The 25,457-nt window shown below is 41.6% G+C and carries 19 protein-coding genes; 15 read left to right on the forward strand and 4 right to left on the reverse strand.

Annotated elements, in window-relative coordinates:
• The first annotated feature begins 34 nt into the window (after nt 1–34).
• Nucleotides 35–625, forward strand: a complete 591-nt coding sequence (gene pncA / locus M472_RS29160; protein WP_021069398.1) for a bifunctional nicotinamidase/pyrazinamidase — start codon at nt 35–37, stop codon at nt 623–625.
• Here pncA and M472_RS29165 read toward each other — a convergent pair.
• Nucleotides 597–3,419: an outer membrane beta-barrel protein gene (locus M472_RS29165; protein WP_022829284.1), complete on the reverse strand. Its 2,823-nt coding sequence runs from the start codon at nt 3,417–3,419 to the stop codon at nt 597–599. The genes pncA and M472_RS29165 overlap by 29 nt on opposite strands.
• A 247-nt stretch (nt 3,420–3,666) precedes the next feature.
• Here M472_RS29165 and M472_RS29170 point away from each other — a divergent pair, with 247 nt between their 5' ends.
• The 11 genes from M472_RS29170 (at nt 3,667) to M472_RS29220 (ending at nt 19,516) form a co-directional block, all read left to right on the forward strand.
• Entirely contained in the window at nt 3,667–4,209 is a 543-nt protein-coding gene (locus M472_RS29170) for a TetR/AcrR family transcriptional regulator (protein ID WP_021069400.1), read from the forward strand.
• A 97-nt stretch (nt 4,210–4,306) separates the two neighbouring features.
• Nucleotides 4,307–6,010, forward strand: a complete 1,704-nt coding sequence (locus tag M472_RS29175) for a glycoside hydrolase family 3 protein (protein ID WP_031301464.1) — start codon at nt 4,307–4,309, stop codon at nt 6,008–6,010.
• A 314-nt stretch (nt 6,011–6,324) separates the two neighbouring features.
• Nucleotides 6,325–7,752 carry an L-serine ammonia-lyase gene (locus M472_RS29180; protein WP_021069402.1) on the forward strand — a complete coding sequence of 476 codons (1,428 nt, stop codon included), beginning with the start codon at nt 6,325–6,327 and terminating at the stop codon, nt 7,750–7,752.
• A 253-nt stretch (nt 7,753–8,005) separates the two neighbouring features.
• The gene (locus tag M472_RS29185; RefSeq protein ID WP_021069403.1) at nt 8,006–8,827 is read left to right on the forward strand and encodes an MBL fold metallo-hydrolase; all 822 of its coding nucleotides are present in this window, start codon (nt 8,006–8,008) and stop codon (nt 8,825–8,827) included.
• A gap of 48 nt (nt 8,828–8,875) precedes the next feature.
• Entirely contained in the window at nt 8,876–10,192 is a 1,317-nt protein-coding gene (locus tag M472_RS29190; protein WP_021069404.1) for a chloride channel protein, read from the forward strand.
• Entirely contained in the window at nt 10,189–10,740 is a 552-nt protein-coding gene (locus M472_RS29195; protein WP_021069405.1) for an RNA polymerase sigma-70 factor, read from the forward strand. The genes M472_RS29190 and M472_RS29195 overlap by 4 nt, the downstream gene beginning before the upstream one ends.
• Nucleotides 10,741–10,792: 52 nt before the next feature.
• Complete coding sequence (locus M472_RS29200) at nt 10,793–11,899, forward strand: FecR family protein (RefSeq protein WP_021069406.1); 1,107 nt, start codon at nt 10,793–10,795, stop codon at nt 11,897–11,899.
• Between the two features lie 150 nt (nt 11,900–12,049).
• Nucleotides 12,050–15,589, forward strand: a complete 3,540-nt coding sequence (locus tag M472_RS29205) for a SusC/RagA family TonB-linked outer membrane protein (RefSeq protein ID WP_021069407.1) — start codon at nt 12,050–12,052, stop codon at nt 15,587–15,589.
• An 11-nt stretch (nt 15,590–15,600) separates the two neighbouring features.
• Nucleotides 15,601–16,920, forward strand: coding sequence for a RagB/SusD family nutrient uptake outer membrane protein (locus M472_RS29210; protein ID WP_158499879.1), 1,320 nt, complete (start codon nt 15,601–15,603; stop codon nt 16,918–16,920).
• Between the two features lie 194 nt (nt 16,921–17,114).
• Entirely contained in the window at nt 17,115–18,302 is a 1,188-nt protein-coding gene (locus M472_RS29215) for a TlpA disulfide reductase family protein (RefSeq protein ID WP_144062653.1), read from the forward strand.
• A 434-nt stretch (nt 18,303–18,736) separates the two neighbouring features.
• Nucleotides 18,737–19,516, forward strand: a complete 780-nt coding sequence (locus M472_RS29220) for a hypothetical protein (protein WP_021069410.1) — start codon at nt 18,737–18,739, stop codon at nt 19,514–19,516.
• Nucleotides 19,517–19,568: 52 nt separating this feature from the next.
• Here M472_RS29220 and M472_RS29225 read toward each other — a convergent pair whose 3' ends face one another.
• From M472_RS29225 to M472_RS29235, 3 genes are read right to left on the reverse strand one after another with little or no spacing between them, the layout of a single operon-like run.
• Nucleotides 19,569–21,281, reverse strand: a complete 1,713-nt coding sequence (locus tag M472_RS29225; protein WP_021069411.1) for a HEPN domain-containing protein — start codon at nt 21,279–21,281, stop codon at nt 19,569–19,571.
• 11 nt (nt 21,282–21,292) lie between these two features.
• Entirely contained in the window at nt 21,293–21,844 is a 552-nt protein-coding gene (locus tag M472_RS29230; protein ID WP_144062654.1) for a hypothetical protein, read from the reverse strand.
• A gap of 29 nt (nt 21,845–21,873) precedes the next feature.
• Complete coding sequence (locus tag M472_RS29235) at nt 21,874–23,094, reverse strand: hypothetical protein (RefSeq protein WP_144062655.1); 1,221 nt, start codon at nt 23,092–23,094, stop codon at nt 21,874–21,876.
• Between the two features lie 182 nt (nt 23,095–23,276).
• On the opposite strand from M472_RS29235, the gene M472_RS44405 reads away from it, so the two are divergent.
• The 3 genes from M472_RS44405 to M472_RS29240 are packed head-to-tail and all read left to right on the forward strand — an operon-like array spanning nt 23,277 to nt 25,424.
• The gene (locus M472_RS44405) at nt 23,277–23,681 is read left to right on the forward strand and encodes a hypothetical protein (protein ID WP_021069414.1); all 405 of its coding nucleotides are present in this window, start codon (nt 23,277–23,279) and stop codon (nt 23,679–23,681) included.
• A gap of 19 nt (nt 23,682–23,700) precedes the next feature.
• The gene (locus tag M472_RS44410) at nt 23,701–24,165 is read left to right on the forward strand and encodes a hypothetical protein (protein ID WP_021069415.1); all 465 of its coding nucleotides are present in this window, start codon (nt 23,701–23,703) and stop codon (nt 24,163–24,165) included.
• Between the two features lie 26 nt (nt 24,166–24,191).
• The gene (locus M472_RS29240; protein ID WP_144062656.1) at nt 24,192–25,424 is read left to right on the forward strand and encodes an SH3 domain-containing protein; all 1,233 of its coding nucleotides are present in this window, start codon (nt 24,192–24,194) and stop codon (nt 25,422–25,424) included.
• Nucleotides 25,425–25,457: the final 33 nt, after the last annotated feature.

A 25,457-nucleotide genomic window follows, 5' to 3' on the forward strand; every position in this document is an offset into this window, starting at 1 on the left:
CTCCTGAATAGGAGATCCGTTAAAAAATATACAAATGAAGGCATTATTAATTGTTGATATTCAGAACGATTTCCTGCCCGGAGGAGCACTGGAAGTTCCCAATGGAGATCAGGTCATAGAAGTAATAAACAGCGTCCAGTCCAAATATGATTTGGTCATTGCAACCCAAGATTGGCACCCCTCTTTACATCAAAGCTTTGCCTCCCAACATATAGAGCACAATGTCTTTGATCAGATTGATCTAAATGGTTTGGAGCAGGTGCTATGGCCAGATCACTGTGTACAGGGGACCAAGGGAGCCGAATTGTCGGATAGTCTTGAACAGAGAACCATAGAAGCAGTGTTCCGAAAGGGCGTAGATCCTTTAATTGATAGTTACAGCGGATTTTATGACAATGGACGACGTAAAAACACCGGGTTGCATGGTTATTTGCAGGATCGATCCATAGCAGAAGTTCACGTGTGTGGTTTAGCAGCAGATTTTTGTGTACACTTTACCGCAATGGATGCGCTTAGTCTAGGGTATAGAACCGTTATCCTCTCGAAAGCGACAAAGCCTATAGATAGAGAACAATACATGGATAAAAAGCAAGCTTTTATTCAAGCAGGGGGGCTTTTTTTCTAGAATCCTTTTTTCCACCCATTGCATTATTGCCAAATTGACGTAGATTATAAGTGAAGGACAGTAAGAAATAGCGGTTTAATGTATTTGAGGTCACATCCGAAATGTTATCGATATTGACACGTCTACTGACATTTTGAGCATTGTTTAGCAAATCAAAACCCTTTAGTGCCAGTTCCGCATTTCTGCGTTTAAGAAGTTTGTAGCCTATAGAAGCTTGCCATAAGGTCGTTTCTATAGCAGAGGCGCTCCCTATTCCGCCGTTCAGCAAATATGTAAGTTGAGAAGACAGTACAAGTTTCTTGAGGAGTTCGATGGTAATATTGTTGTTGAGCCTATGCGTAAAGACCTCATATCGCGGTAACGTACCCAGGGGGTTGCGTGTGTATCTGCCATTGATATTGTAGCTTAGGGAAAAGATATATTCCTTGCTAAAGTTCGAGTTGACCCCGATACTCTGTCCAAATCCATAAGACGTACTATTGACCAGTTCGCCATTGCTTTCAGCGAGATCGTTGTCAAAAAACACTCTTGTGTTGGCATGTACATTGACTTTAAGCGGTTTTATGGGCAATCCGTAACTGTTCGTGAGTTTGAAGCTATAGGCGCCGTTGATATTGATGGGCACGGTGTATTGCCCGCCAGCACCCAGTCGGAAAGATGTATCTTTAAAAACCAGTGTCGTATCCCGGTTGGTCGTTAATATGGAATTTGTGATTTTGTTATTAACATACTCAAAGTTTACATTCGTCGTTAGTGTACGCCCCGAATTCTTGTTGACATCTTTATATTGAAGCTTTAAAGTATGCGCATATTCCTGATTAAGGTTAGGGTTGCCATTAGTAATGCGTAGTTCGTTGCTATTATTGACAAAATCCTGAAGCTGGTTGATATTCGGTGTATTGGTTTGGGTGTTATAATTGAATTCCACATTTCTGTCCTTGGAAAACTTATACACGGTGGTGAATTCAGGGAGTAAACTGTTAAAATCTGCAGTCGTCCGAAGGTTGATAGGGACAGTGCGATTATTAATGCGGATACCATTCTGATAGTTCAGCCCCATTTGTATACGTAATACATCTTTTCGGTTGTAGGAATAGGACAGTCCGCCACTGTGGTAATTGTAATCATTTCGGAACTCGTTGGAAAGGCGATCTCTTAATTTGCCCAATTGTCCCGTTTCGGCCAGAAACTGGAACGTCTCTCGATTGGAATAGTTTGCTGTGTTCCTAAAGTTATAATTAGCCTGCAGCCGACTGTATCGAGAGATCGATTCTGTAAAGGAAAGACGGCTATTTATACCGGATCCGTACCCCTCTGTCAAACTGCGGTTGTTGTTCGTGTCAATTCGACTTATAGTGGGGTCTGTATCGCCCCAACCTCCTGTGGGCGCATTTTTGTAGTAAGACGTGGTGGCGAGTGTAAGTCCCAGTGCATCGTTATTACTTTTGTTGCCGCTCATACTCAACGATAGTGAACGTCCCTTTTTGGCAAACCGATGCATGTAAGTGAGAGATCCGCCGATATTAAAACTTTTATTGTTACTATCGCCCGAACGTATAGAATGGTTGATCGGGTCGGTGTGATAACGATCTGTTCGGTTATCCGAACTATTCTGTTTGTGTACTTCGGTGTACCGGAAGTTTGGTGAAAAGTCAATCCGATTAGTCGAATCGATATTCCATTTTAAGCGAGCGTTAAACTTATGCTCCTTGTTCAGATCGTCGGATAGATTTTTTTGTTCACCAAATTGGTTTGCCCGTTTTTCACTCAGGTATTCAATATTTGATATCGTGTTGGTCAATGTGGAGAGCGAGCGAAAGTTGTAGTCCCCACTGACTTCCATTTTTTTATGCAAGTAGGTATTGGTAAAGTTAACGGCACCAGCGTAGGTCGTGGAAAGACCTCTTTCTGTATTGTTGTTGGCTCGTCGGTTACCACCGCGACCTTGTTCCGCAAAGTTGGTTTCATTAATATTGTTGGCCATCAGGTTGACGGCGTATTTCTTGTCTCCGTCAAATGTGTTCAAAGATGCGTTGATACCAAATTTATTACGATCCCCCTTTCCTCCGTTCAATTTTCCGAAATGCCCATGTCGCTTGTCCGGTTTAGTGACAATGTTGATTATCTTATTGCGTTTGCCATCATCAAAGCCTGAGAATCGAGCTTGTTCTGACTTCTCGTCAATCAGTTGGATTTTGGCAATGATTTCTGCAGGAAGATTCTTTAAGGCAATCCGGGGATCCGAACTGAAAAACTCCTTCCCATCTACTATGATACGTGTCACTTTTTCTCCATGCGCCTCTACATTACCTTCTTCATCAATCATCACACCAGGGATTTGAGCCACCAGTTCATCCGCCTCGGCATATTCTCGAGTAGAAAAGTTCTTGGCGTCAAACTCCATTGTATCTCCTTTTAAAACAATAGCAGGGGCGGCAATGATTTCGACCTCTTCAATCGCAATTTCTGAAGGCTCAAGTCTAAAAAAGAGGTAGACAGGTTTACCTTCAATAGAAATCGATCTGGATTCCGTCTTAAAGCCGATGATGTTGGTGCTGATCGTGTAATCTCCTTTTTTGAGATTCTGTTGCGAAAACACACCTTTTGCATTGGAAGATATACTGATAGTGGAGGAATCCTTTTGGTTTATTGCCCGTACCGTCACACCTGACAAAGGCTTGGATGTGGTCTTGTCCACGATATTGCCCGACAATACATGCTGAGCCCTTACGGCAAAAGCGTTGAGTATAAGACAGAGCAAAGCTGTCAAAAGAGTGAAGGTATTAGATTTCAAAAGGTTTAGTGTTTAATACTTTATCTCAAAAATAGCTAATTTTTGGGATAAAAAGCATAGCTGGATATTAAATATATATTAATTGTTGTTCTTGTAATAGATTCAATTAAATAAAGTCTCCATATTTGTATCTTTTGATAGGAAAACGCAGATTTCAGATGACGTCTCGAAAATGACATTTCGGTTAAACCCTACTATCGTATTCTGGGTCTAAAATCAATATCTTTGTACCGTTCTAAACTGTAATATGAAGGAGACCACATTAAGTAGAAAGGAAAAAATACTGCAGACAGCCTTGTCTCTGTTTGCTGAAAATGGGTATGCGGCTACTTCTACCAAGGAAATCGCTGCGTTGGCAGGGGTGTCAGAAGCTTTGATTTTCAAGCATTTTGGGAATAAGGATGCGTTATTGGCACACTTGATAAAATCGGGGTATAGAAGAGTATTGCAACACCATAGAGGGATGATGACCTACAAAAATGCAAAGGACTTTTTAAGAACGATGATATTTCTCCCGAGCAAATTGGTCTCGGACGAGCCTTTGTTTTGGAAATTACAGGAAAGATTGTCCCACACACCATTCTCCAGACAGCAGCACGAGCAGTTCATGAAGCCCGTACATCCCATCATACAGCGTGCCTTTGAGGAGCTGGGATATAAAGAACCCGAGCTAGAAACACAGTTTATGCTGCTTATTATCGATATGCTTTGGAAAAAGGAAGCCTGTGGTGATATCACAAACGCCATGGATCTGGCAATCATGCTGGAGGATAAGTATAATTTGATTTAATGCGTTTTTATGCATTATTGTGTAAAAGTTTTGCATATTATGCTTTACTTCTGCATATAAAGTGTTATTTTAGAGCCTTAATTATAAAACAAATAATATGCTAAAGTCAATTATAACCAGTGCATTTTTGTGCGGTTTGACAATGGCGGGATTCGCACAGAAGAAACCAGCCTTTGTCCCTTTTATCAATCAGCAACACCAATGGGTGGACTCGGTTTTTAATAGTCTAACCCCCAAAGAGCGTATTGGACAATTGTTTTTGGTACGTGCACATACCAATTTGGGACAAAAATATATCGATTCTGTAGCGACCGTGATCCAAAAAGAGCAACTTGGTGGATTGGTCGTTTTTCAGGGGGGTCCCGTACGGCATGTTGACATGTACAATCAATACCAAAAACTCACGAAAGTACCATTATTAATCACATTCGATGGGGAGTGGGGCTTAGGGATGCGTCTACCAGACTCAACACAGTCTTTCCCTTATCAGATGACATTGGGCGCTATTCAGGACAATAGCCTGATCTATGACATGGGGCGCGAAATCGCCAAAGATTTTCTACGCATGGGCATGCATTTTAATTTTGCTCCTGTGGTAGATGTGAACAACAATTCTAAAAATCCAGTGATTGGATTCCGTTCTTTTGGAGAGAACAAAGTGAATGTTACTAACAAAGCCAAAGCCTATATGGATGGAATGGTTGATGGTGGTATTATTGCTTCATTAAAACATTTTCCAGGACATGGCGATACGGATGTGGATTCGCATCATGATTTGCCACAGCTTAATTTCTCTAAAAAACGGTTGGAAGAACTAGAGATGTATCCTTTCAAAGAATTGATCAAACAAGGCGCACCTGCGGTAATGGTAGCCCATATGAACATTCCGGCCTTGGATAATACGCCTAATATGCCTTCTTCTATTTCCCGTAAGGTCGTTACAGATTTGCTTCGTAACGAGTTAGGGTTTAAGGGGCTTGCTGTGACTGATGCGATGGATATGAAAGGTGTTAAGAAGTATTTCCCCAATGGAGAAGCCGATGTAATGGCAATCGAAGCTGGACACGATTTATTGGAAGTGTCTGAGAATAGTGGCCGTGCTATTGATCTTGTAGAAAAGGCCATCAAAAGTGGAAGAATTAAACAAGCTGAGCTTGATGCACGTGTCAAACGTGTCTTAGCTGCAAAATACTGGTTGGGATTGAACAATTACCGTCCCACCAATCGTAACGGACTGATCAATGATCTGAACAGACCAGCGACAAAGTCTTTGATTCAACGAATGGCAGATGCGTCAGTGACCGTTTTGAAATCAAACAAACGTATCCAATCATTTGATCCTAAGCAAGAAACTGCTGTGGTCAGTATCGGTATAGATCAAGGTCAGGATTTTGAAAAAGGATTGAGTTTACAGCTGACACAGGGAACAAACTTTTACATTAAAGGCAACGAGACACAAGAAGAGTTGGATAGTTTAGTGAAAGTTATCAGAGATCATAAGCAGATTGTATTGGCCATACACGACAATCGCTCCCGTCCGCGTAGTGAATTGGATATAAAAGAACCAGTCAAGAAATTCATAGATAAAATGGCAGGGAGACGTACCATAACCGTCATGTTTACCAATCCATATGCCATCAATTCCGTTGACGTAGCACGTAGTGCATCGATCATTCTAGCTTACCAAAATGATGATTTTATGCAACGTGCGGCATTGAAAGTATTGTTGAAGCAGATCAAAGCAACAGGAAAATTGCCCGTTACAGTTAGCAAAGAATTCGCTTACGGAAAAGGTGTTTAGATCGTAAAAACGATAGTTTATTGAAACCGTAAAATTGTTAAAAGAATAACAGTTTTACGGTTTTCTTCTTTTACCCCCTAACCTAATCCAACTTCTTAACACCATCACTGCATAATTTCCATAACTCGATAACTTGTTAACACAATCACTCGTTAACATGATAACTTACCTCCCTACCGAAAGAATTCCCAAAGATCGGCTCCAAAGGCATCCGAATGTAAACATTTTCTTCTTTTGTGAGCGCTTCTTTTTATTTCATTCATATTAATGATAACTTTGAACCTGATTTATAAAATAGACTTAAGTTATCGGTAATGGCACAAGAGCAAATTTCTGTATTTGATATGTTTAAAATAGGTATCGGCCCTTCGAGTTCGCATACCTTGGGCCCCTGGAGGGCGGCGCAGCGTTTTGTACAGAAACTTGTAGATACCGCTGTTTTTGAAAGCGTGCAACAGGTCAATATCCTTCTGTATGGCTCTCTAGCCAAGACAGGGGTGGGGCATGGTACAGATATTGCCGTTTTGTTGGGCCTCAGTGGGGATGATCCTGTGACTTTTGATGTATCACAGGTGATGCCTAAAGTAGAGCATATAAAAACTGCTGGAAAGCTAGTTTTGGGTGGCAGCCATCAAATAGATTTTAGTTACGAAGAGCAGCTTCTTTTCCTATTTGACCAGAGCTTGCCATTTCACCCCAATGCGGTGACCTTCCAAGCCTTTTTGGCGGATAGTAAGGCTATTTCTGAAACCTATTATTCTATAGGTGGAGGCTTTGTCGTGCAAGAAAATGATTCCGAAACCGTGCTTTCCGAAGTTGATCTCGCTTTTCCGGTTGATACTGCGCAACAATTGATGAGTGCCTGTATGCGCACAGGATTGAAGATTTCGGAGATCGTATTGGAAAATGAGTGTGCTTGGCGTCCGGAGTCGGAAACCAAAGACGGTATTTTACGTATTTTCCAGACTATAAAAGAATGTATTTATAAGGGCTGTCATACCGATGGCGTCTTGCCAGGAGGATTGCATGTCGAACGTCGTGCCGCTAAGATGAACAAGCGCATGCTCAAAGGACGTGAATATAAAGATTATGACACATGGATTGACGCTATTCGTCAAGGTGGACGTGACTTTGGTTATATCCTAGACTGTGTGAGTTGTTTTGCACTCGCGGTCAACGAGGAGAATGCGTCTTTCGGACGTGTTGTTACTGCGCCGACCAATGGGGCAGCAGGGGTTATACCGGCTGTACTCCAGTATTACATCACTTTTCACGATGCCTATGAGGACGATAAGGTGATACAGTTCGTAGCGGCAGCGTCAGAGATAGGATCTATTTTTAAGAAAAATGCGACTATTTCAGCAGCTATGGGAGGCTGCCAGGCCGAGATCGGCGTATCTTCAGCTATGGCCGCAGGCGCGCTGACGGAGTGTTTGGGAGGATCCCAGCGACAAGCATTGATGGCTGCAGAAATCGCTATGGAGCATCATTTGGGACTTACCTGCGATCCGATCGGCGGATTGGTACAGATACCATGCATCGAACGTAATACCATGGGGGCGATTAAAGCTATTACAGCAGCTCAATTGGCGTTACAATCCAACCCCGATAAAGCAAAAGTTAGTCTAGATGCGGTAGTGTCTGCAATGTGGGAGACTGCTCAGGATATGAATGTCAAATACAAAGAAACAGCCGATGGCGGTCTAGCGGTAAAAGTACCGTTGAGCTTACCGGAGTGTTAATATAAGAGGTTCAAAAGCCTTAGCCTAACAAGCTAAGGCTTTTTTCTTTACTTTTGCAACTATGAAATACTCATGTTTAGCGAAACACAAACACCCATGAGTATTCCGTATGGCCATTAAAGAAAAAATTAAATACATATGAAATATCTATGTAGCAGAACTGCACAAACACTACTGATGTAATTTGGATATTCCATATGACAGATAAAAGACAAACCGAGCTTGCGAGCTCATCGAAGATAATTAAATACATATGAAATATGCCGCAATAGCTTCAGGGTCGAACGGGAACTGCTACTATGTAGCCAAGGGAGAGGATGTTGTATTGGTTGATATAGGAATCAATACCAAGCATGTGGAACTGCGTATGGCCAAGTTGGGCTTATCTCCTGCTGGGATCAAAGCTATTTTCATTACCCACGAACATGGTGACCATATCCGGGGACTCTCGGTATTCTGTAAGCGGTATCAAATACCAGTCTATCTGACAGAAGGAACATACAAAGGGACCAAGCTCAGGTTGCCAGAGCATTTAGTGCATATCATCAATGCCGATGCGCGAACCGCCGTCGGAGATCTGACAGTAATCGGTATTCCCAAGTATCACGATGCCAAAGAGCCTTGTAGCTTTGTGATTACCGATGGTATGACCAATGTGTCCATTTTAACTGACTTAGGGCGAGGTTGTGACAATGTGAAGCATGTCATACAGCACTCGGATGTATTGTTGTTGGAGTCCAACTATGACGAGGAGATGTTGCGTACAGGGCGTTATTCTTATTACCTCAAAAATAGGATCAGCTCCGGTTGGGGCCATATATCCAATAGAGAAGCACTGGAGTTACTGTTAGAGAACAGAAGCCCACGACTCCGGCACCTTATCCTGGGGCATCTGTCCGGCGAGAATAATACCGTGGATATCGTTGAACAGACCTTTGCACCACATTGTGAAGAAATTGAACTATCCATTGCGTTACGGACAGAAGAAACACCGCTGTACGAATACGTGCCGGCCATGCAGACTATATCCAGGTTTGTGTATGTAGAACAGCAGATAACGTTGACACAGTTTTAAAAAAGTCCCCAATAAGTTTTAACTTTGCACGGTCATTTTCAACGCAATATGTTAAAACAACAAACATTTCGGAAGCGTGTCATTCGTTACAACTATTTCAAGCTTTTTCTTTCCGTCGTCCTTGTTAGTCTAATATCCTGTATATTGGCTTTTAGTCTAAAGCATCTGACCGAGTTTTTTCAACACTATATCTATCATTATATTCAGGGGCAACAGGCCGCTCTATTTATTCTGTTGCCGTCAATCGGGATTACAAGCATCTACTTTCTGCGTAAGTATGTGTTTCAGAATCGTAAGAACAAAGGAATTAAGGAGATCTATACCACGTTAGAAACGCGAAAAGATCACCTGCCGTTCTTTAAGATTCCGTCTCATTTTATCAATGGTTTTTTAACCGTCATCTTTGGTGGATCGACCGGAGTGGAGGTATCTACGGTGGTCGCTACTGCGACAGTAGGCAATCAGGCCTATAAGCGGATACATTCAGCTTGGGCGTTTAAGACCGAACTGATTTGTGCTGCGGTTACGGCCGGTGTTACCGTACTGTTTGGAAGTGGCATAGGTGGTCTGCTCTTTGCTTTTGAAGTGATCGCACGCCGGTTCAGCAAAACACTTTTATTCAGTGGTATGGTGTCGATGATTTTAGCCTATGCATTTGTCTATTTTTTTGATGGTAAGCCGATCTTACCTTTTGAGGTGACACATTGGAACTTATCAGCCTTGCCTTATATATTTCTGTTGGCGATATTGGGAGGGATTTTAGCGCTGTATTTTACCAAGTTGGTCATCTATGCCAAGCACTATTTTGGGACGATCAAAAGCAATTTTATCCGGGTCAATCTGGGGGCGATAACGGTAGGTGCTTTAATATTCTTCCTGCCTCAGCTCTATGGCGACAGCTATGTTGGGTTGCATGAATTGCTCACCTTGGGGCAGCTCTATCCGATGAGCCAACTGACATGGCTGCCTTTGATGCTGTTGCTATTTCTTAAGCCACTGGCCGCATCATTGACACTGGGTGTTGGTGGAGACGGCGGGGTCTTTGCACCGAGTATCGTTGCGGGAGCCTTCTTGGGGATGTTATTTGCCCAGCTGTGCAACCATTGGTTCGGTACAGAGTTAATCCTGCTTAATTTTGCACTGTTTGGTGCTGTGGCGATGCTTTCTGCCGCTATACATGCACCGTTTGCGGCTTTGTTTATCATCATGAGTGTAGTACCTAATGGTATTCAGTTGTTTATCCCTTTATTGATCGCCAGTTTTATTGCTAAAGTCTTTGCCAAATGGGTATACCCCTATAATGTGTATACCTATAAAGAGGAACATTCCTTATCTTTACCTACTGGATTTCCTCTGAAGCAATGAAAACCTATAGCGGATATAGCGACGAATACCTGTTCTCCTTGGTTCAAAATGGAGATAATGTCGCTTTTGATGTGCTTTACGAACGCTTTTTTCCTTTATTATATGTACACGCCCTTCGCAAGTTAGACGATGCACAGGAAGCCAAGGATCTGGTACAGGATACATTTACAGCTTTATATCAGAAAAGAGAGATCATTGGAGAGTTACAGAATTTTTCCGGATACCTATATGTCTCGTTAAAGAACAACATTCTAAATTTCTTAGAAAAGAAAAATGTACGTAGCAGCTATTTAGAAACTTTGGATCAGCAGCAAAGCTACAGCTCCGTTGAGGGGTATGTGTTTGAAAAAGAGTTGAAAGCGCAGATCGAGGAGGGAATAGACCTTCTTCCCGAGAAGATGCGACTGGTGTTTGAGCTGAGTCGATTTGAGCATCTCAGCCATAAGGAAATAGGTGAACAGCTTAATATCTCCGATAAAACTGTAAAAAGACAGATTGTTAATGCCTTGAAAATCATACGATCCAAAATAAATTTACTTTTTTTCTAAAAATATCTACACCCCTTGTCCGAGCTACCTGTCTTATCTCAAAAGACAAGTTATGGACCACAACTTCCAAGATTTACTAAAGCGATATAACGAGGGCAATGTCTCTGAAGAGGAGAGAGAACAAGTCGAACGTTGGTACCTGGCTGTTGGAGAAAAGCCTAAGTCAATCCATCAAGATATTTTACAGGACCATTATACGCAGGGACGCGAAGAGATAAAGCAGTTGTACAAGGTTCGGAAGCTAACCCCTGTGTGGAAGCAGATTGCCGCCGCCGCTGCAGTATTGACACTTATAGTTGGTGTTTACCTTATGAGGACTACCACTCAAGACGCACAGCAGCAATTAGTTTCCCTAGACAGCATTCTGCCTGGAGAGGAGACAGCTGTTCTGCGGACAGATAATGGGCAGGAAGTCGATTTGAAGGCTATGCTTGTTGGTGCTAGACTCAACAAAGGAGGAATGGAGATTATTAAGCTGGCTACAGGAGGAATACAGATTCGACAGTTAGAAAATGGAGGCGAGAGTGTCGAACCTAGTGTGATAAAGACCCCTAAAGGAGGTGAGTTTGAGGTCACTTTGCCGGATGGCTCTTTGGTAAAGCTGAATGCTGATTCGGAGTTGAAATTATTGGCCGGCTACAATAAAAATGAGAGAAACGTTGATCTTTTGGGTGAAGCCTTTTTTGATGTGCAAAAATCAAGTAAACCTTTTGTTGTGGGTACAGCGAAGCAAAAAGTAACCGTGTTGGGGACACAATTTAACATTAAAGCTTATCCGATCGAGTCGGAAACCACAACCAAATTATTGCGCGGAAGTGTGAAGGTGAGCAATAAAGAAACAGGTAAGGAGATTATGATGAAGCCAGGAGATCAAGTCGTCAACAAAGGAAATGAACTGCTGCTGACATCAAGAGAGACACAGCAGGTCGATTGGGTGAATAAAGAATTCGTGTTCAATGAAAAACCTGCTGAGGAACTGATGAATGATATTGGGCGATGGTACAATCTAGAGGTAGAGTTTGAGCGTGAAGACCTAAAAGAGAAACGTTTTACAGGAAGTATCCCCCGATATTCAACATTCACTAAGGTTATAGCGGTATTAGAGGCTACAGATGTTTTAAGCTTTAAAATCGAAGGAAGAAAAATAATTATTAAATAACAATAAACTAACCATTGATAGACAAAAGAAGAGGCCAAATATGCTCGAACATATCTGACCTCGATGGCTGTCAATATTTAATACTATGTCGTGAGAACTAAATAACTAACAAAACCAATCAAATTTATGAATTACAAAAGAGGAATACTAATGAAAATCCATTTAGTATGTGTCCTTATTGGAGCTGCACTTTTGCAGACTAAGGCTGCTGTGTATGGACAGTTGATCAATGTTAGCGCCAAGAATATATCATTTAAGGAGCTGATTCAGAAAATTGAACGACAGTCTAGTTATAGATTCGTTTATGAAGACGAACTCATACGCTCCATGCGGGCTCAAGATGTCAGTTTTGAGCAGAAGGACGTTCGAGAAGTGCTGAGCACATCGATCGGAGATTTACCTATCCAATACGAGATAATCGATAATACCATCATTCTGAAAAAAGGAGCTAACCAACAGCAAACCAAAGAAATCGTCGGGTTTGTGTTTGATAAAGAAGGTGCGCCTGTTCATAATGCTACAGTACGTGTGAAAGGCACATTTCGGGCTTCTGCTACCAATGCGCAGGGGCGATTTGCTATCGGCGTGCTTCCGGGGGACAAATATATCGAAATCTCCATGTTGGGGTATCACACCAAAGAGTTGAGTGTCAGTAGTAATCTGTCGCATGTCGTTCTTGATGCCGTACAATACGCATTGGACGAATCGGTTGTTACTGTACAGACAGGTTACCGCGCATTGACCGATGCTCAATTGACAGGGGCCGTCGCTAATATTAACCGGGAGGATTATGATCAGCGTGTTGCCGTATCAGGCAATTTCTTGGAGAACCTCGAAGGTAAGTTAGCTGGGTTGGTTTACAATCCCCAGTCCAATGACCTTTCCATCCGTGGCGTGTCGACCTTCGATGCGGTGCGTAAGCCATTGATCGTATTGGATGGATTTCCGACAGAAATCGATATACAGAACATCAATCCAAATGATATTGTGTCGGTCAACGTGCTGAAAGATGCTGCTGCAGCTTCCATCTACGGTTCACGAGCTTCCAATGGGGTTATCGTTATCGAAACCAAACGGGGTAAAATGGGCGTAACAAAATTCAATCTACGTGCTACAACAGCCATACAGCCACGTCCGGACTTTGGCTACATGAACTATGCTGGTTCAGGAGCATTGGCATCTATCTTAAAGGACAATCTTTTGATCGACAAAACAGCTGTAAGGACGGAATATACCGGAAAGCTAATGGCGTCGACCCCTGTGCATGAGGCGGTATTTGATTTCAAAGAAGGTAAGATTACGCAGACCGAAATGAACGCACAGGTAGCTGCTTTGGGAGATTTTGATAATCTACAGCAGTACAAAGAACTATTCTATAGGAATGCATTGACCAATCAAATTGATTTTGACCTGAGCGGAGGATCGGATAAACATACCTATCTCTTGGGCGCTAACTACCTGGGAGAGTGGGGTGATTATATCGAGACGGATAACAAACGTATTTTGCTAAACTTTGCCTCAACACATAGTTTAAACCGATTGATGTACCTGGACTTCAAAGGAACCTATCAAAATCGAAAAAGTAACAGTCCTTATCGACGGGTGGGGATCAACGATTTCCAACCCTATGAAAGATTAGTGGATGAACATGGTGATGCATTACCAGTAATATGGGGCGTAAATACTTTCGGTGGCAGTAGCCGGTTTTCGAGTATCATTTCCGGTAATAATGATTTGAACATAGAGAACGGGCTCTATGATCAGTTGTATTACCCCTATGCCGATGTCTTTAGGGCAAACAATAAGACCAATACTTCGGCTGTCCGCTTTCAGGCGAGATTGAATACCAAGATCACCTCTTGGTTAGACTTTGATTTTGGAGGAGCTTACGAAGATGAACGTAATTTGGTCAGTAGCCTGAAGCAGGAGGATTTTTTTGATATGCGACGGTTAATGAATTATAGGGCATCCAAGGCCCCTGTTACTGGACGCCCTATATTTGACCAACTTCCAAAGGGAGACCTGCTATCGAGAGACAATGAATCTATCAAAAGCTATACCGTACGAGGACAGTTTAATTTTAACTACAGCAGTCCTTCTAAAGACCATCAACTGTCTGGAGTTGTAGGTTCTGAGATTCGTCGGATCGAAAATAGTAATTACCTGACCTCCGTATTCGGATATGATGGACAGACATTGATATATACGCCTATCGACTTTACGGCATTCAATGCCAGCCAAAAGCCTGCTTTCGATACCACATTGCCAAATACTTCGATACCTAGTGTAAGTTACCAAAATTATTTTGGTGAAAATTACGATGACAGACGTTTTGTATCCTTCTATGGCGATGCGACTTATTTATACAAGAACCGTTACGCATTGACGGGGAGTATCCGTACCGACCAATCCAATTTATTTGGGACGGATCCACAATATCGGTACAAACCTTTTTATTCCCTCGGAGCGAATTGGAGTATACATCAGGAGGAGTTTATGAAAGATCTAGATTGGGTTTCATTGTTGAAAATCCGTACGGCTTATGGCGTGAATGGAAATACACCAACATCAGCTAATGGCAAATACCTTATTCTCAATTCAGATATAAACTATACTTATTTTCCGTTCGAAAAATATTACGATGTACTATCACCAGAAAATAGCTCTATGCGTTGGGAGAGAACAGCCACCTACAATGTAGGTTTGGATTTTGCGTTATGGAAATATCGCTTGTCAGGAAGTTTAGATTACTACCGGAAAAACTCTACTGATGTTATTGGTCTATTGAGCTCAGATCCGACTTCTGGATTCAACTCCTACAATGCTAATACGGCGACTATTGTCAATAACGGCTTTGAGATGCAAGTGACATCAGCGAATATCCAACATTCTGGTTTCTCGTGGAAGACACAGCTTACAGGCTCTTTCAATTTTAATAATGTGAAAGAGGTAATGACCGCACAGCCTACAGGTATTGAGGCTCAGGTACCTTTGGTATCACAGATTGAATATGTGGCGACTAGGCCTATAGGTGCATTGTTTGCCTATAACTATGTAGGACTAAATGAGAAAGGGCAGCCCGAAATTATGGATAAGAACGGCAATCGCCGTATGGTAAGTACTTCGGCGAGCGGAGGAAATACGGAGATTACTATCGAAGATATGCAGTATATGGGGACTACTGCGCCGAGACATGTGATCGGGTTGAACAACCAGTTTAGTTTAGGACAGTTTGATCTATCTTTTCTGTTAATGTACTACGGTGGCCATGTCATGCGTACGCAGGCTCCGGATCCTTATGTCACCAATAGATCATTCCTAGAAGAAGGATTGAATTATTGGAAGCAGGCTGGTGATGAGGCTACTACGGATATACCTGGATTTATGGTGGTGGGATCACCCAATTATTTTAATACCTATGCGAAGACAGGGTATACGTATGCCAACAAATTCGTGAAGAAAGCAGATTTTATACGGTTACGGGATATCGTGTTGACCTATCGGCTAAAGGAAGATTTTACAAACAGATTCAAACTGTCTAATACGATGGTTCGTTTTCAGATTCAAAATCCACTCAAGTATACCTTTAGTGATAATAGTATAGATCCGGATGCCATAAATAGAGCTACCGGGGCTCGCTCATTGCCGAGGCAGGCGATGTACAGTATTTCTTTATACACTAATTTTTAATGGACCAACACATGAACTTTAAATATATATTAGGATTGATTTTCGCAGTAAGCTTGTTCTCTTCCTGCGATAAATATTTGGATGTCGAGCCCAAAGGTATTGTGATACCAAAGCGTTTTGAGGAATTCAATGGGATATTAAATGCAGCAGTCAATACCAATTGTTATCCCGATTATTTGGTATACGCTACGGACGATATCAATGCCTCTTATTCTCCGGTAGCACAGGACCCAATTGCAAACGCTTACTTCTGGAAATCAATTATCGATGTAGATAATGATGCAACACCTGCAATCTGGGGATCGCTATACCGACAGATTTATAACGCCAATATTATTATTAATAATATCATGGCTGTAACCGATGCCAGCGAAGCACAAAAAAAACGTCTATTGGGGGAAGCTCTTGTCGAACGGGCAAATGCACACTTTGTACTTGTTACTGCTTTTACCAAAGCATACGATCCAGTCACAGCAGGTAGCCTGCCAGGTATTCCTTGGGTGACCTATACGGATGTGACTACAAAGACTCCAGATCGTTCGACCTTGCAGGCTACCATGGATAAGATTGTCCATGATCTCAAAGAAGCAGAAGGCTACCTTGATGCGAATCGGCTGAACAAAGTACGGATTAATAAGGCCGTAGCTCAAGCCATATTATCCCGGGTAAATCTGTATATGGGAGATTTTCCTGAAGCAAAAAAATATGCAACACTAGCGCTGCAGGAACCACACGAAATCCTAGATTATAATGCGTATGAGTACCCAAGCCAGGAAGAAGATCCAGAAATGCTTTGGTTGAGGACTGCTACAGATTATACCATGAATTATTATGTGTATTATTCCAATGATCTGCTCCATCTTTTTGAAGGAGATGATCTAAGATTGTTGTTACTAGCGTATGATCTTGGTGATGGTCTTTACATGCGTGGAGAGAACGGTTGGGGAATGTATGGCATACGTTTTTCCGAGTTAAAACTCACCCAGGCGGAAGCGCTGGTACAGGATAATGATCTTGGAGGTGCCTTGGATATCGTTAATGAGCTCAGGGCTTTGCGGATAGCCGACTACGCCTATGAGCCATTGGTATCGTCCAGCAAAGCTGAGGTCATGAATTGGGTGATTAATGAGCGTAGAAGGGAGTTGGCATTTAGTTCTGCACGTTGGATGGATATGAAACGTCTGGCAAAATTGGGACTAGGATCAAAAGCTACACGACAGTCTTCCGATCATGAAGATCTGTTAAGTATTGATCCGGCGAACTACAGTTTCACGTTTGAAATTCCATCACGTGTATTGATGCTCAATCCGGGGATGCCAAAGAATTTTTAAACTGAAGAGAGTGGTCTACCAAGAAAGTAGACGTCATTCAGACCGTAGTGGAGGAATCTATGGACTAAAAAGAGTTAGCTCCTATAAGTTTTTAGATTTCTCCACAAGGTCGAAATGACGGTGCAGTTTACAAATTTTTTGCTGCTTTACTTCTTGGACGCCTTTTGATCGAAGAAATAAAAAGAAAAATACAGATGAACAAATTAATAACAGCAGCATTACTTCTATGCAGTATTGCTACCATTGCACAAGAGAAATATACAATTACAGGAACTATCGCTGGAAAAACAGAAGGTAACAAGGTGTATCTGTACAAAAATGATTATGCCGAAGATGTTAAGGTGGATAGCTCAGTGATTAAAAAAGGGAAATTCAAATTTGTGGGTTCTGTGCCTTCGCCCATGTACTACCGTGTCGTGATCGATCGTACCCCAAAAGGAAAAGAATCTTCACCTCGAAATTGGACGAGTACACATTTTTATTTAGAAAATTCGCCAATTACAATAGAAGGACACATTGATAGCATTAGTACCTACTACTATACTCCGCAAAAAAAGGCAGCTATGGTTAGAGGTTCCAAAACGGAAGATGAATACACAGCCTTTAAGGAGTCTTTAAAAGAGAAAAGAGTACAGATAGCCGCTTTAGATAAAGAATATATGGAAAAGTACCACCTGCCAACGATGGATGGTATTTATAATACGGAAGAGGGAATACGCCTTACGAAGGCAATGGAACCTCTTGCAAAGGATATCAAAGCCGCCACTTTCGAATATATACACAGCAATCCAGCCTCGATAGTAGCCTATGACCAAGCGCGAATGAATTTCTTGGGGATGTTTGTGGAATTGACTGAAGAAGAGATAACGGATCTGCAACAAATCATTAAAAAAGGATGGTACGGTACAGAACGCTATACGAGCTTTATGGAACTCTCCGAAAGGGCTAAAATGACGGCTTTGCATACCAAATACCAAGACTTTGAGTTATTAACACCAGAAGGTGGTAAAGCGAGGATATCATCCCTGGTACCTAACGGAGAATATTGTATGTTAGAATTTTGGGCTTCTTGGTGTGGACCTTGCCGTGGCGAAATCCCACATTTAGTAAAAATCAATGAGAAATATAAGGACTCCGGTTTTAAAATCATCAGCATTTCTATCGATGAAAAGGATGAGCACTGGAAGAAAGCAATGGAAGAGGAGAAGATGACCTGGACACAGCTCAACGATCCTAACGGATTCAAAGGAGAAATTTCTCAAGCTTATAACATTCAGGGTATTCCTTTTGCAATACTACTGGATCCAGAAGGGCGTATCGTAGATTTCAATATGCGGGGAGCCAAGTTGGATGCCGCATTGTTAGATATTTACGGATTTTAGTTTTGACATACGAACACACAAAAACAAACATACATGTAACAGCCTTAGATAAAGTATTATCTAAGGCATTTTTTTATGTACTGGTTTACGCTATGCCCTTCGGTAGTGCTTGCATGATGCTTCGAGAATGCTAGGGCACAGGTTCGAGACAGGTTCGGGTTATGGTCGCTTGTTCTTCGGCTGTCGTTTGCCTTCGAGCCAAGGCGTAACCGAAGAATCATCGAAGGGTAGTCGAAGCTGTCCCGAAGGAATCCCGAGGATGGTACGGAGGTGTATCGGAGCGTAGTCGAAGCTATAACGGAGTTGAGGGGACTTGAGCAGACTTAAGGAGACTTGAACGGACTTTGTGAGTGTTATTTGTTCTGCTGTCTAGTTTTTGTTAACTTGTAGGTTTTAAGTTTGTTATAGTTTTTTTTAAACCAATTGTCTCTTTTATGGACGAAATTATCAAAGAAGTTGTTTCCCAAAAATTGCGTAAGCGCGGTGCAGACTATAATCTTGGTGAAAATAGCAAGCTTGCGAATGTGGATTTTACCTATGCTAGCAGGGTGAGTTCTAAGATATATCAATACAGTAAAAAAAATTGGCGTGAGATGACCAGCCGATCTGTTTTTAATCGTTTGACGAAGAAGGTAAGTCAACTCGTTCGGCTGGACGAGGAGCATGAGCTAGGGCAGTTACGGATAGGGTACGGTAATAGCTCCACTTTGAAAGAGTTCCGTTGGAATAAGAAACGAACCTTCTACGGACTTGTTCCGTGGCAAACGGAGATTCGGTATAGAGAGGATCAAAGAGATATTTTAGTGAAAATTCTAGACGACAAGCTGTGGCGTGTTGCAAGCACTGATAAGGGGATAAGTTCGCTATGCATTCGTTATCATGCTTTGAAAGTGCCCTTTGAATTGGATGATGAAATTGACTTTCTCTACTCGAAGGAACTTCATGTGTTTCCAGGTAAAGAGCCGCCGGCAAAAGAAACAGAGTTTTCAGTGCCAGATTGGGACAATTGTTTGATTGTTGTAACAGGGGTGGTTCGTTGTCGTGTATGGCATGCTGGTGGTAAGGAAGATTATTTGTCCAATAGTCAGGCTTTTATGGCAGCGGATATACTGGAAGTTTTTCGGATCCGTAATGGAAAGTTGATGAAAGATGTGGTCCGCGAATCAACACCCGTGCAGAAATCTACTCAAGAAGGGGGAACAGAGTGGGTGTAATGCTGCAAAAAAAGCCTCGATGCGAAGATACACCAAGGCTTTTTAGTCTCTATTATGCGCATTGTTCGATGTTTTCGGTTTTATTGACTTCTTGTAGCTGTTTTTGTTCTTGGAAATAGTCTCTCATAAAGTAATCTGTGTCCTCTGAAAACTGTGTTATATTTTTGTTTAGTATTTCTATTTCTGTGACCCCACCAAAGAAACAATCGGAGTGCTTATATTGGCCTTGAGCTTCTGCTAATGCGGAGAAGTAAATTTGATTATGCTTATTGTGACGGACAAAAACTGAGCATAAATTGGGATAGAAAGCTTCGCAAAGATCCATCATGTAGTTTAGGTTGGTGCTACGTGGGGCATAGCGTAGGTGAGTGTTTAATAATCCTAAACAAATTTGTTCTAGCGAGAGAGCTAGTAGAAAGATAGTGGCTTCATATTCTACTTCATAGGCAAATTCGTTAGGTAAATATTTTAAATCGTGTGCTTTCTTTTGATGATTTTTCCATTTGTTTTCCAGTTTTAACCAATCTATAGTTTCTATTTCAAGATCTCCTACATCTTTTATATATTCCCTATCCCTATCCCTATTCCTATACCAACACTCTCCAGCTTGCATTAGGTTCGTACGAAATACATCACCCTTTTTCAGTTTCTTTTCAACCTGCTCCGGTGTCTCTTGGATTAAAGTCACTTTAATCTTCTCCGGTAGTAACTGCATAACACAGTTTTGAAGATCCATAATCGGTCTGTTCTGATTGGACATAATCGCGAAGAGATAATAATGATGAATCTCCTGGTGTGACTGCTGAACATTCAGTAGGTTGCACATACTGTCCTGACGTGTCACATAGGCAAAGCAGTAAAGCCCATGTACCTGTCCATAGGTTTCCAGCGCATTGTGGATAAGGTCGCGGTGGTTGTTGTTGATGTTTGTTGACTTTTCCATATCTATTTTGGTTTTAATAATGTTGCTTTGTTGATGAGGTTCCTGGATAGATGAAAACTTTTCCTCTATTTCTTGCAGTAGCTCCTGTTCGTAGTCCACTATCCAAGTCATTGTTCGGTCAGCTATGTCTTTGCAGAACGCGATTTTCTGAAGATCCATCGTAAAGTTGTTCTTGTAGCGGGAGCAGGTATATGACTCCGTTAATTTATGAACAGCGAGTTCCTCCTCTTTGGTGCTGATCAGCGTACTCAAGACGGGGTCATAGGGTCTGAAAAAATCTATGTTCTGCTTCAGGGAGTGCGAGCGCTCCTCGACACCTAGTAACAATTTCTGTGCTACGCGTAATGATATTTCAAGCGCTTGATGAAGCATAAATGCCGCATTGGGATAGTTTTCCTTGCTATAATAAAGATGGTATCCTTCCATAAAGGCGGTGATTTTGTCCTTTTCTCTTTTTATATATGATCTTGTTTGCTCAAGAAGCTCGTCGGAACCAAGCACCGGAAGGATTACTGTATTTATCGGTTCGGGATTTACATAAATCCGGTTTCTAGACTGACAGTTGAGGTATAAGCGGCCAAGTCCATCGTTGATTCTGGACTGTACTTCTTTGGTATTGTAGAAGGTAAAATAGTGGTCTTCCATGGGCTGCAGTGCACGTTGGCATCTTTCCCTTAGGGTGCTGCTGCGTTGCTTGTTGTGCGTATGTACTTGTACGATTGTTTGTACGATTCCGTTGCGGTTGTAGGTCCATAAGAATATCTCGTCGACGGTGAGATGTTTGAAAATGATCTCAAAATTGCTTTCTAGTGTTGTTGTCATGTCCAATAAGATTAAGGGTGAAAATAGGTTACATTGTCTTTGTGGATTTGTAGAAGAGCATCGGGAAGTAGGAGGATGAATTCGCGGGCTATCAGGAGCTCCTGGTCAATTTCATAATCCTGTTGCCTTTTATTGTTGATATCGCTGGATAGAAGTAACTCATCGAGGAAATTGTACCAACCGCTTAAGCTCATAAAGCCAAAGAAATCGCAGATGATGCGTTGTGCATCTACTTTTTCTTTCTCTAATAGTAATGCGTTTAATTCTCCAATATCTTTATACTGAAACAGTTTTTTCTTTGATGTCGGTTGCCAATTCCGCATTTTAAGTATAGTGTAGGCTGCTTCTATCATCTGCGCCAAATGAAGGTAGGTAAAACCATAATCGAAGACACGGTTTCTGTCCAACATGGGGCACATGGAGTAACTGAATAGAAATCCAAAATTAAGAGACCAATTGGTACCCCAACCGTGTACAATCTCCTTAAGAAATCGATTGGGTTCGCTTGCGTATTCTGGAGCGAGATACCGAAGCTTTTTGATTTTGTGTGTTTTTGTTTCCATTGTTGTGTGTGGTTTGTGATTGTTTTGTGCTACATTTCTAGTTTCTCTGATTCAGTTGGACTTATGAATTCTATTTCATCTTTGAAGGCTATAATGAAGCTGAGTTCAATGCATTTTTGGAGCTGTTGTAAGAACTTTAAATAGCCTCCATTACCTTCAAAACTTTCGTTATTATCTAAAGAGAGATAGATTTCTATAATTTCATTCAATTTGTCCTCCCACTCATATCCTGGAAGCTCTTCGAAAAGTTGGTATAAATAATATTCAGGTTGTGATATCTCAGAGTAAGATAGATACTTTAATGTAATGACTCTTCCTTCGTGAATGAACTGTTGGCAAGATTGTAGAGTGGTAATCGATTTAAATTGAAATTTATCAGGATCACATATATTCCGCACATTCTCATCGATGAATTTTATTATTTTATGAATACACACACAAAAGTAAAAGGTAGTTCCTGGATGGGATTCTTTGAATGCCTCATTCCAGTCATCGTGTTCTGTATGTATGCTTGTATGGAGGATTTGACATTCACTCTGCCATCCTTCTAAATCATTGTAAAGGAGTATCTTTCTAAGCTCCTCTAGGATCCTATCTCTATGAGGGTCACCAATCTGGGGTTTCCTGATTTCAGGGCTGGACTGGGTATCCAAGTCGTTTGAATCAGTCGCCGCGTTGGTGTTTTGATTGTTGTTTTTGGATACTACATTCTCTTCGAGCTGATCGTTAATTTCATATTTAGGGAACTCTCCTATTTCGTAGATATGGTGGAGAGAAATTGTCAGTCGCATGAACAGCTCTCTGATTGCGAGTACGTAGTCTTCGCCTAGAGCTTCGTGCATATCGATTTCTTCTCTTCTATCTATCATGTTTATCCACAGGGTATCAAGTGTGTCATACCATTTTTTTAAACTTTGAAAGGAAAAGAATTTACTGATGGAGTCGTAGGGTGTTTCTTCATTGTTTTTGGTTATGGATTTGTTCTCTCTAAAGTTTACATAATCCTGTCGGTTGTAGAAAAAGTCTAAAGGCTCCTTCTGTTTTGGGATATTGTACTTTTTGTAAATAACGTATGCAATTTCTACCCGACGGATGAGTTCTATAATGTTGTCTCCAAAGAACATCGATTTAGAACTCCTCATTTTTTTATTTATAGAGGCATTGATGATGGTATCTATATCCGCAAGGCATCGATTGAAATCTGATTCATGGGAGAAAAAATCGACGAGATATATCATCGGATTCTTCACGGTATCTTTATTTAAATACCTAAAGTGTTTCGCTTTTAGTTTCTTTTACGTATTTTTCATAATGTAAGTTTTGGGTAATTAACGCTTGTGTTTATAATTTACTTCTTTCAAAATCTAATATAAGAATTAATTATCTTCAAAACAAAGTTGTTGACGAAAAATATATTTGTATGAGCTCTTTAATGAAGAGAATTAAGATTTTGGCGGATAATGAAGGGATGAGTGTAACAGCTTTTGAAGCGGCAATTGGTGCGAGTAAGGGCGTTTTTTCAAGAGCTTTAGCTAATGGTACTGATATTCAAAGTAAATGGTTGTTGAATGTGGTGGAAAATTATCCGCAGTATTCTACGGATTGGTTATTGACAGGCAAAGGAGAGATGTTGCAGGGGGCGAATAAAACGGAAGATCGTGCAGAAACCTATTTAAATGCAGAGCTGGAGGGGGTGAGTAATGCGGTCATTCATTCTATGCAGCGCGTTATATCTTCTCAAGAAGTGACGATTAGATCACAGGAGAAGACAATTGTCTCTTTGGAGAAACAATTAGCGCTGTTGGAACGCGAAATATCGCTGCTAAGAAAAGACTAATTATTAAAAACCAAATTATATGGACAATCTATCACTTACTGTTAAAGAGCGTATATTGCTGATTGCAGGACACGCGAAGATGAGCAAAATTGAGTTTTTTAAGGACCTGGGGATGTCCTATGCTAATTTTAAAGGTGAGCAGAAGAAATCAGGTTTGAGTTCGGATGCGTTATTGAAAGTATTTTCTAAGTATCCTGAAATAAATCCATCATGGCTATTGCTTGGCGAAGGCGAGATGGTACGTAACCAATCGAGGAAAGAAGCTATTGTTGACGTCACGGAATCAGCGCAACAGGGACAAAAAATGATCGGTGCCGAAATGTCATTTGTAGGGATACAGACCCAACTTATCAAGGAGTTTAAAACACTTTTGAAGTTAGTTACCGAGCAGACATTATATATTATGGAACTGGAGAAGAGAGTGGAAATACTCGAGAAGAAGGGAAAGGACGAGAAAAAGAAGAAAAAGAAAAAGAAAAAGTAAAGATCGGCAGGCTCGCCGATAATCGGATGATGCGTATCAGTAAAAGAATTTTTGCAGGAATGGTAACCTGCGTATTGGCTGTGTTTTTAGGAAATGCACAGACTAAAGAATGGAGGCCGGTATATACTTCGAAATGGGATCACCTGCTGTCTTCACCGGACAATAAAAACTCCATATTAGGTGTCCTTTGTACCGAAGCATCGATTACGGTGCTGGATTCGACACGTACGCATTACAAAATCAGGGTCAGCAATGGCGATGTAGGCTATATAGCCAAGCAGCCGCTGGATACGCGGATGTTCAGTAAGACGTCTGCTGGTGAGCCGGCTCAGTATTTCTACCGGGGACCTGAAGGTCAGCAGGGGCCGCACCTCTATGTGCAGGTGGCCGAACTGCGTGTGCGTAATCAGCCTTCGACCGAAGGTAAGATCGTACGTAAGGCTAGGCTCAATGAACATACTTTGTTGGATTATTATCCACTGTATAATGATGGATGGGTATATATAGGTGATCATTTTCATGAACAGCCGGAGTATATACAGGCCAAGTACCTGGGAATGGAACTGACCTATTCAGAACTTTTGAAAGCGTATCTGAAAGTTAAAGATAAGGATATCACAGAAGAACTGAATGCGGCTAGCCGTCTGCGTGAAATCGGATGGTCGAGCAACAAAGCAGATATGTTGCAGGCGCTACGTTATTACAAAGAGTCTTGGGAGCGATCGGGACAGGCTAACCCCAAGGTGGATATCGAGTTTGAGCTCCTTCTAGCCTCTAAGCTCGAGAATCTGGACTATGAGGTTTATGAAAAGGAAATGCGTAAGCTTTCTATGTACTACCTAATACATGGCAGAAGGCTTTGGGATGGTAAGATTTCCGAAAGGGAAGCGGCTGATCTGAATCTGAAAAAAGTTAAAGATATTCCCGATTCACCGGAATGCGGTTGGGAACCGTTGTTCTTCTACCGATCGGCAGATTTGATTCTGGCATTTGAAGAGAATTATCCTGCAAAGAACAAAATGGTGGGTTCGGTGTATTCGATTAACTTTGCGGAGCAGCATGCTTTGGTGCTTGGAAAGGAAATTATAGATGGCAGCTATAGCGAGAAAGATTTCGTGACTAAATTTGGACATCTCCTGACGGTAGATTGGGCTGCGAACCCCCACTATTACCGTATCGCCAATGGGGATGCAGGCTTCTTTGCCATCACCTTCAAAAATGGTCTGCCTGTAACCTTCGAGTCGGTATATTACTGTTAAGGGAAGTTGAATAGCCCTATTGGTTATCAGTAA

Origin of the sequence: Sphingobacterium paucimobilis HER1398 (assembly GCF_000416985.1) — a bacterium.
Lineage (GTDB): Bacteria > Bacteroidota > Bacteroidia > Sphingobacteriales > Sphingobacteriaceae > Sphingobacterium > Sphingobacterium paucimobilis.

What these genes read in the sequence shown, in the direction of transcription:
- M472_RS29240 (WP_144062656.1), top strand. Translation starts at nt 24,192, where the DNA reads ATGATGCGTATCAGTAAAAGAATTTTTGCAGGAATGGTAACCTGCGTA.
- M472_RS29170 (WP_021069400.1), top strand. Translation starts at nt 3,667, where the DNA reads ATGAAGGAGACCACATTAAGTAGAAAGGAAAAAATACTGCAGACAGCC.
- M472_RS29220 (WP_021069410.1), top strand. Translation starts at nt 18,737, where the DNA reads ATGGACGAAATTATCAAAGAAGTTGTTTCCCAAAAATTGCGTAAGCGC.
- M472_RS29230 (WP_144062654.1), bottom strand. Translation starts at nt 21,844, where the DNA reads ATGGAAACAAAAACACACAAAATCAAAAAGCTTCGGTATCTCGCTCCA.
- M472_RS29180 (WP_021069402.1), top strand. Translation starts at nt 6,325, where the DNA reads ATGGCACAAGAGCAAATTTCTGTATTTGATATGTTTAAAATAGGTATC.
- M472_RS29195 (WP_021069405.1), top strand. Translation starts at nt 10,189, where the DNA reads ATGAAAACCTATAGCGGATATAGCGACGAATACCTGTTCTCCTTGGTT.
- M472_RS29185 (WP_021069403.1), top strand. Translation starts at nt 8,006, where the DNA reads ATGAAATATGCCGCAATAGCTTCAGGGTCGAACGGGAACTGCTACTAT.
- M472_RS29200 (WP_021069406.1), top strand. Translation starts at nt 10,793, where the DNA reads ATGGACCACAACTTCCAAGATTTACTAAAGCGATATAACGAGGGCAAT.
- M472_RS29215 (WP_144062653.1), top strand. Translation starts at nt 17,115, where the DNA reads ATGAACAAATTAATAACAGCAGCATTACTTCTATGCAGTATTGCTACC.
- M472_RS29225 (WP_021069411.1), bottom strand. Translation starts at nt 21,281, where the DNA reads ATGACAACAACACTAGAAAGCAATTTTGAGATCATTTTCAAACATCTC.
- M472_RS29210 (WP_158499879.1), top strand. Translation starts at nt 15,601, where the DNA reads ATGAACTTTAAATATATATTAGGATTGATTTTCGCAGTAAGCTTGTTC.
- pncA (WP_021069398.1), top strand. Translation starts at nt 35, where the DNA reads ATGAAGGCATTATTAATTGTTGATATTCAGAACGATTTCCTGCCCGGA.
- M472_RS44405 (WP_021069414.1), top strand. Translation starts at nt 23,277, where the DNA reads ATGAAGAGAATTAAGATTTTGGCGGATAATGAAGGGATGAGTGTAACA.
- M472_RS29190 (WP_021069404.1), top strand. Translation starts at nt 8,876, where the DNA reads ATGTTAAAACAACAAACATTTCGGAAGCGTGTCATTCGTTACAACTAT.
- M472_RS29175 (WP_031301464.1), top strand. Translation starts at nt 4,307, where the DNA reads ATGCTAAAGTCAATTATAACCAGTGCATTTTTGTGCGGTTTGACAATG.
- M472_RS44410 (WP_021069415.1), top strand. Translation starts at nt 23,701, where the DNA reads ATGGACAATCTATCACTTACTGTTAAAGAGCGTATATTGCTGATTGCA.
- M472_RS29205 (WP_021069407.1), top strand. Translation starts at nt 12,050, where the DNA reads ATGAAAATCCATTTAGTATGTGTCCTTATTGGAGCTGCACTTTTGCAG.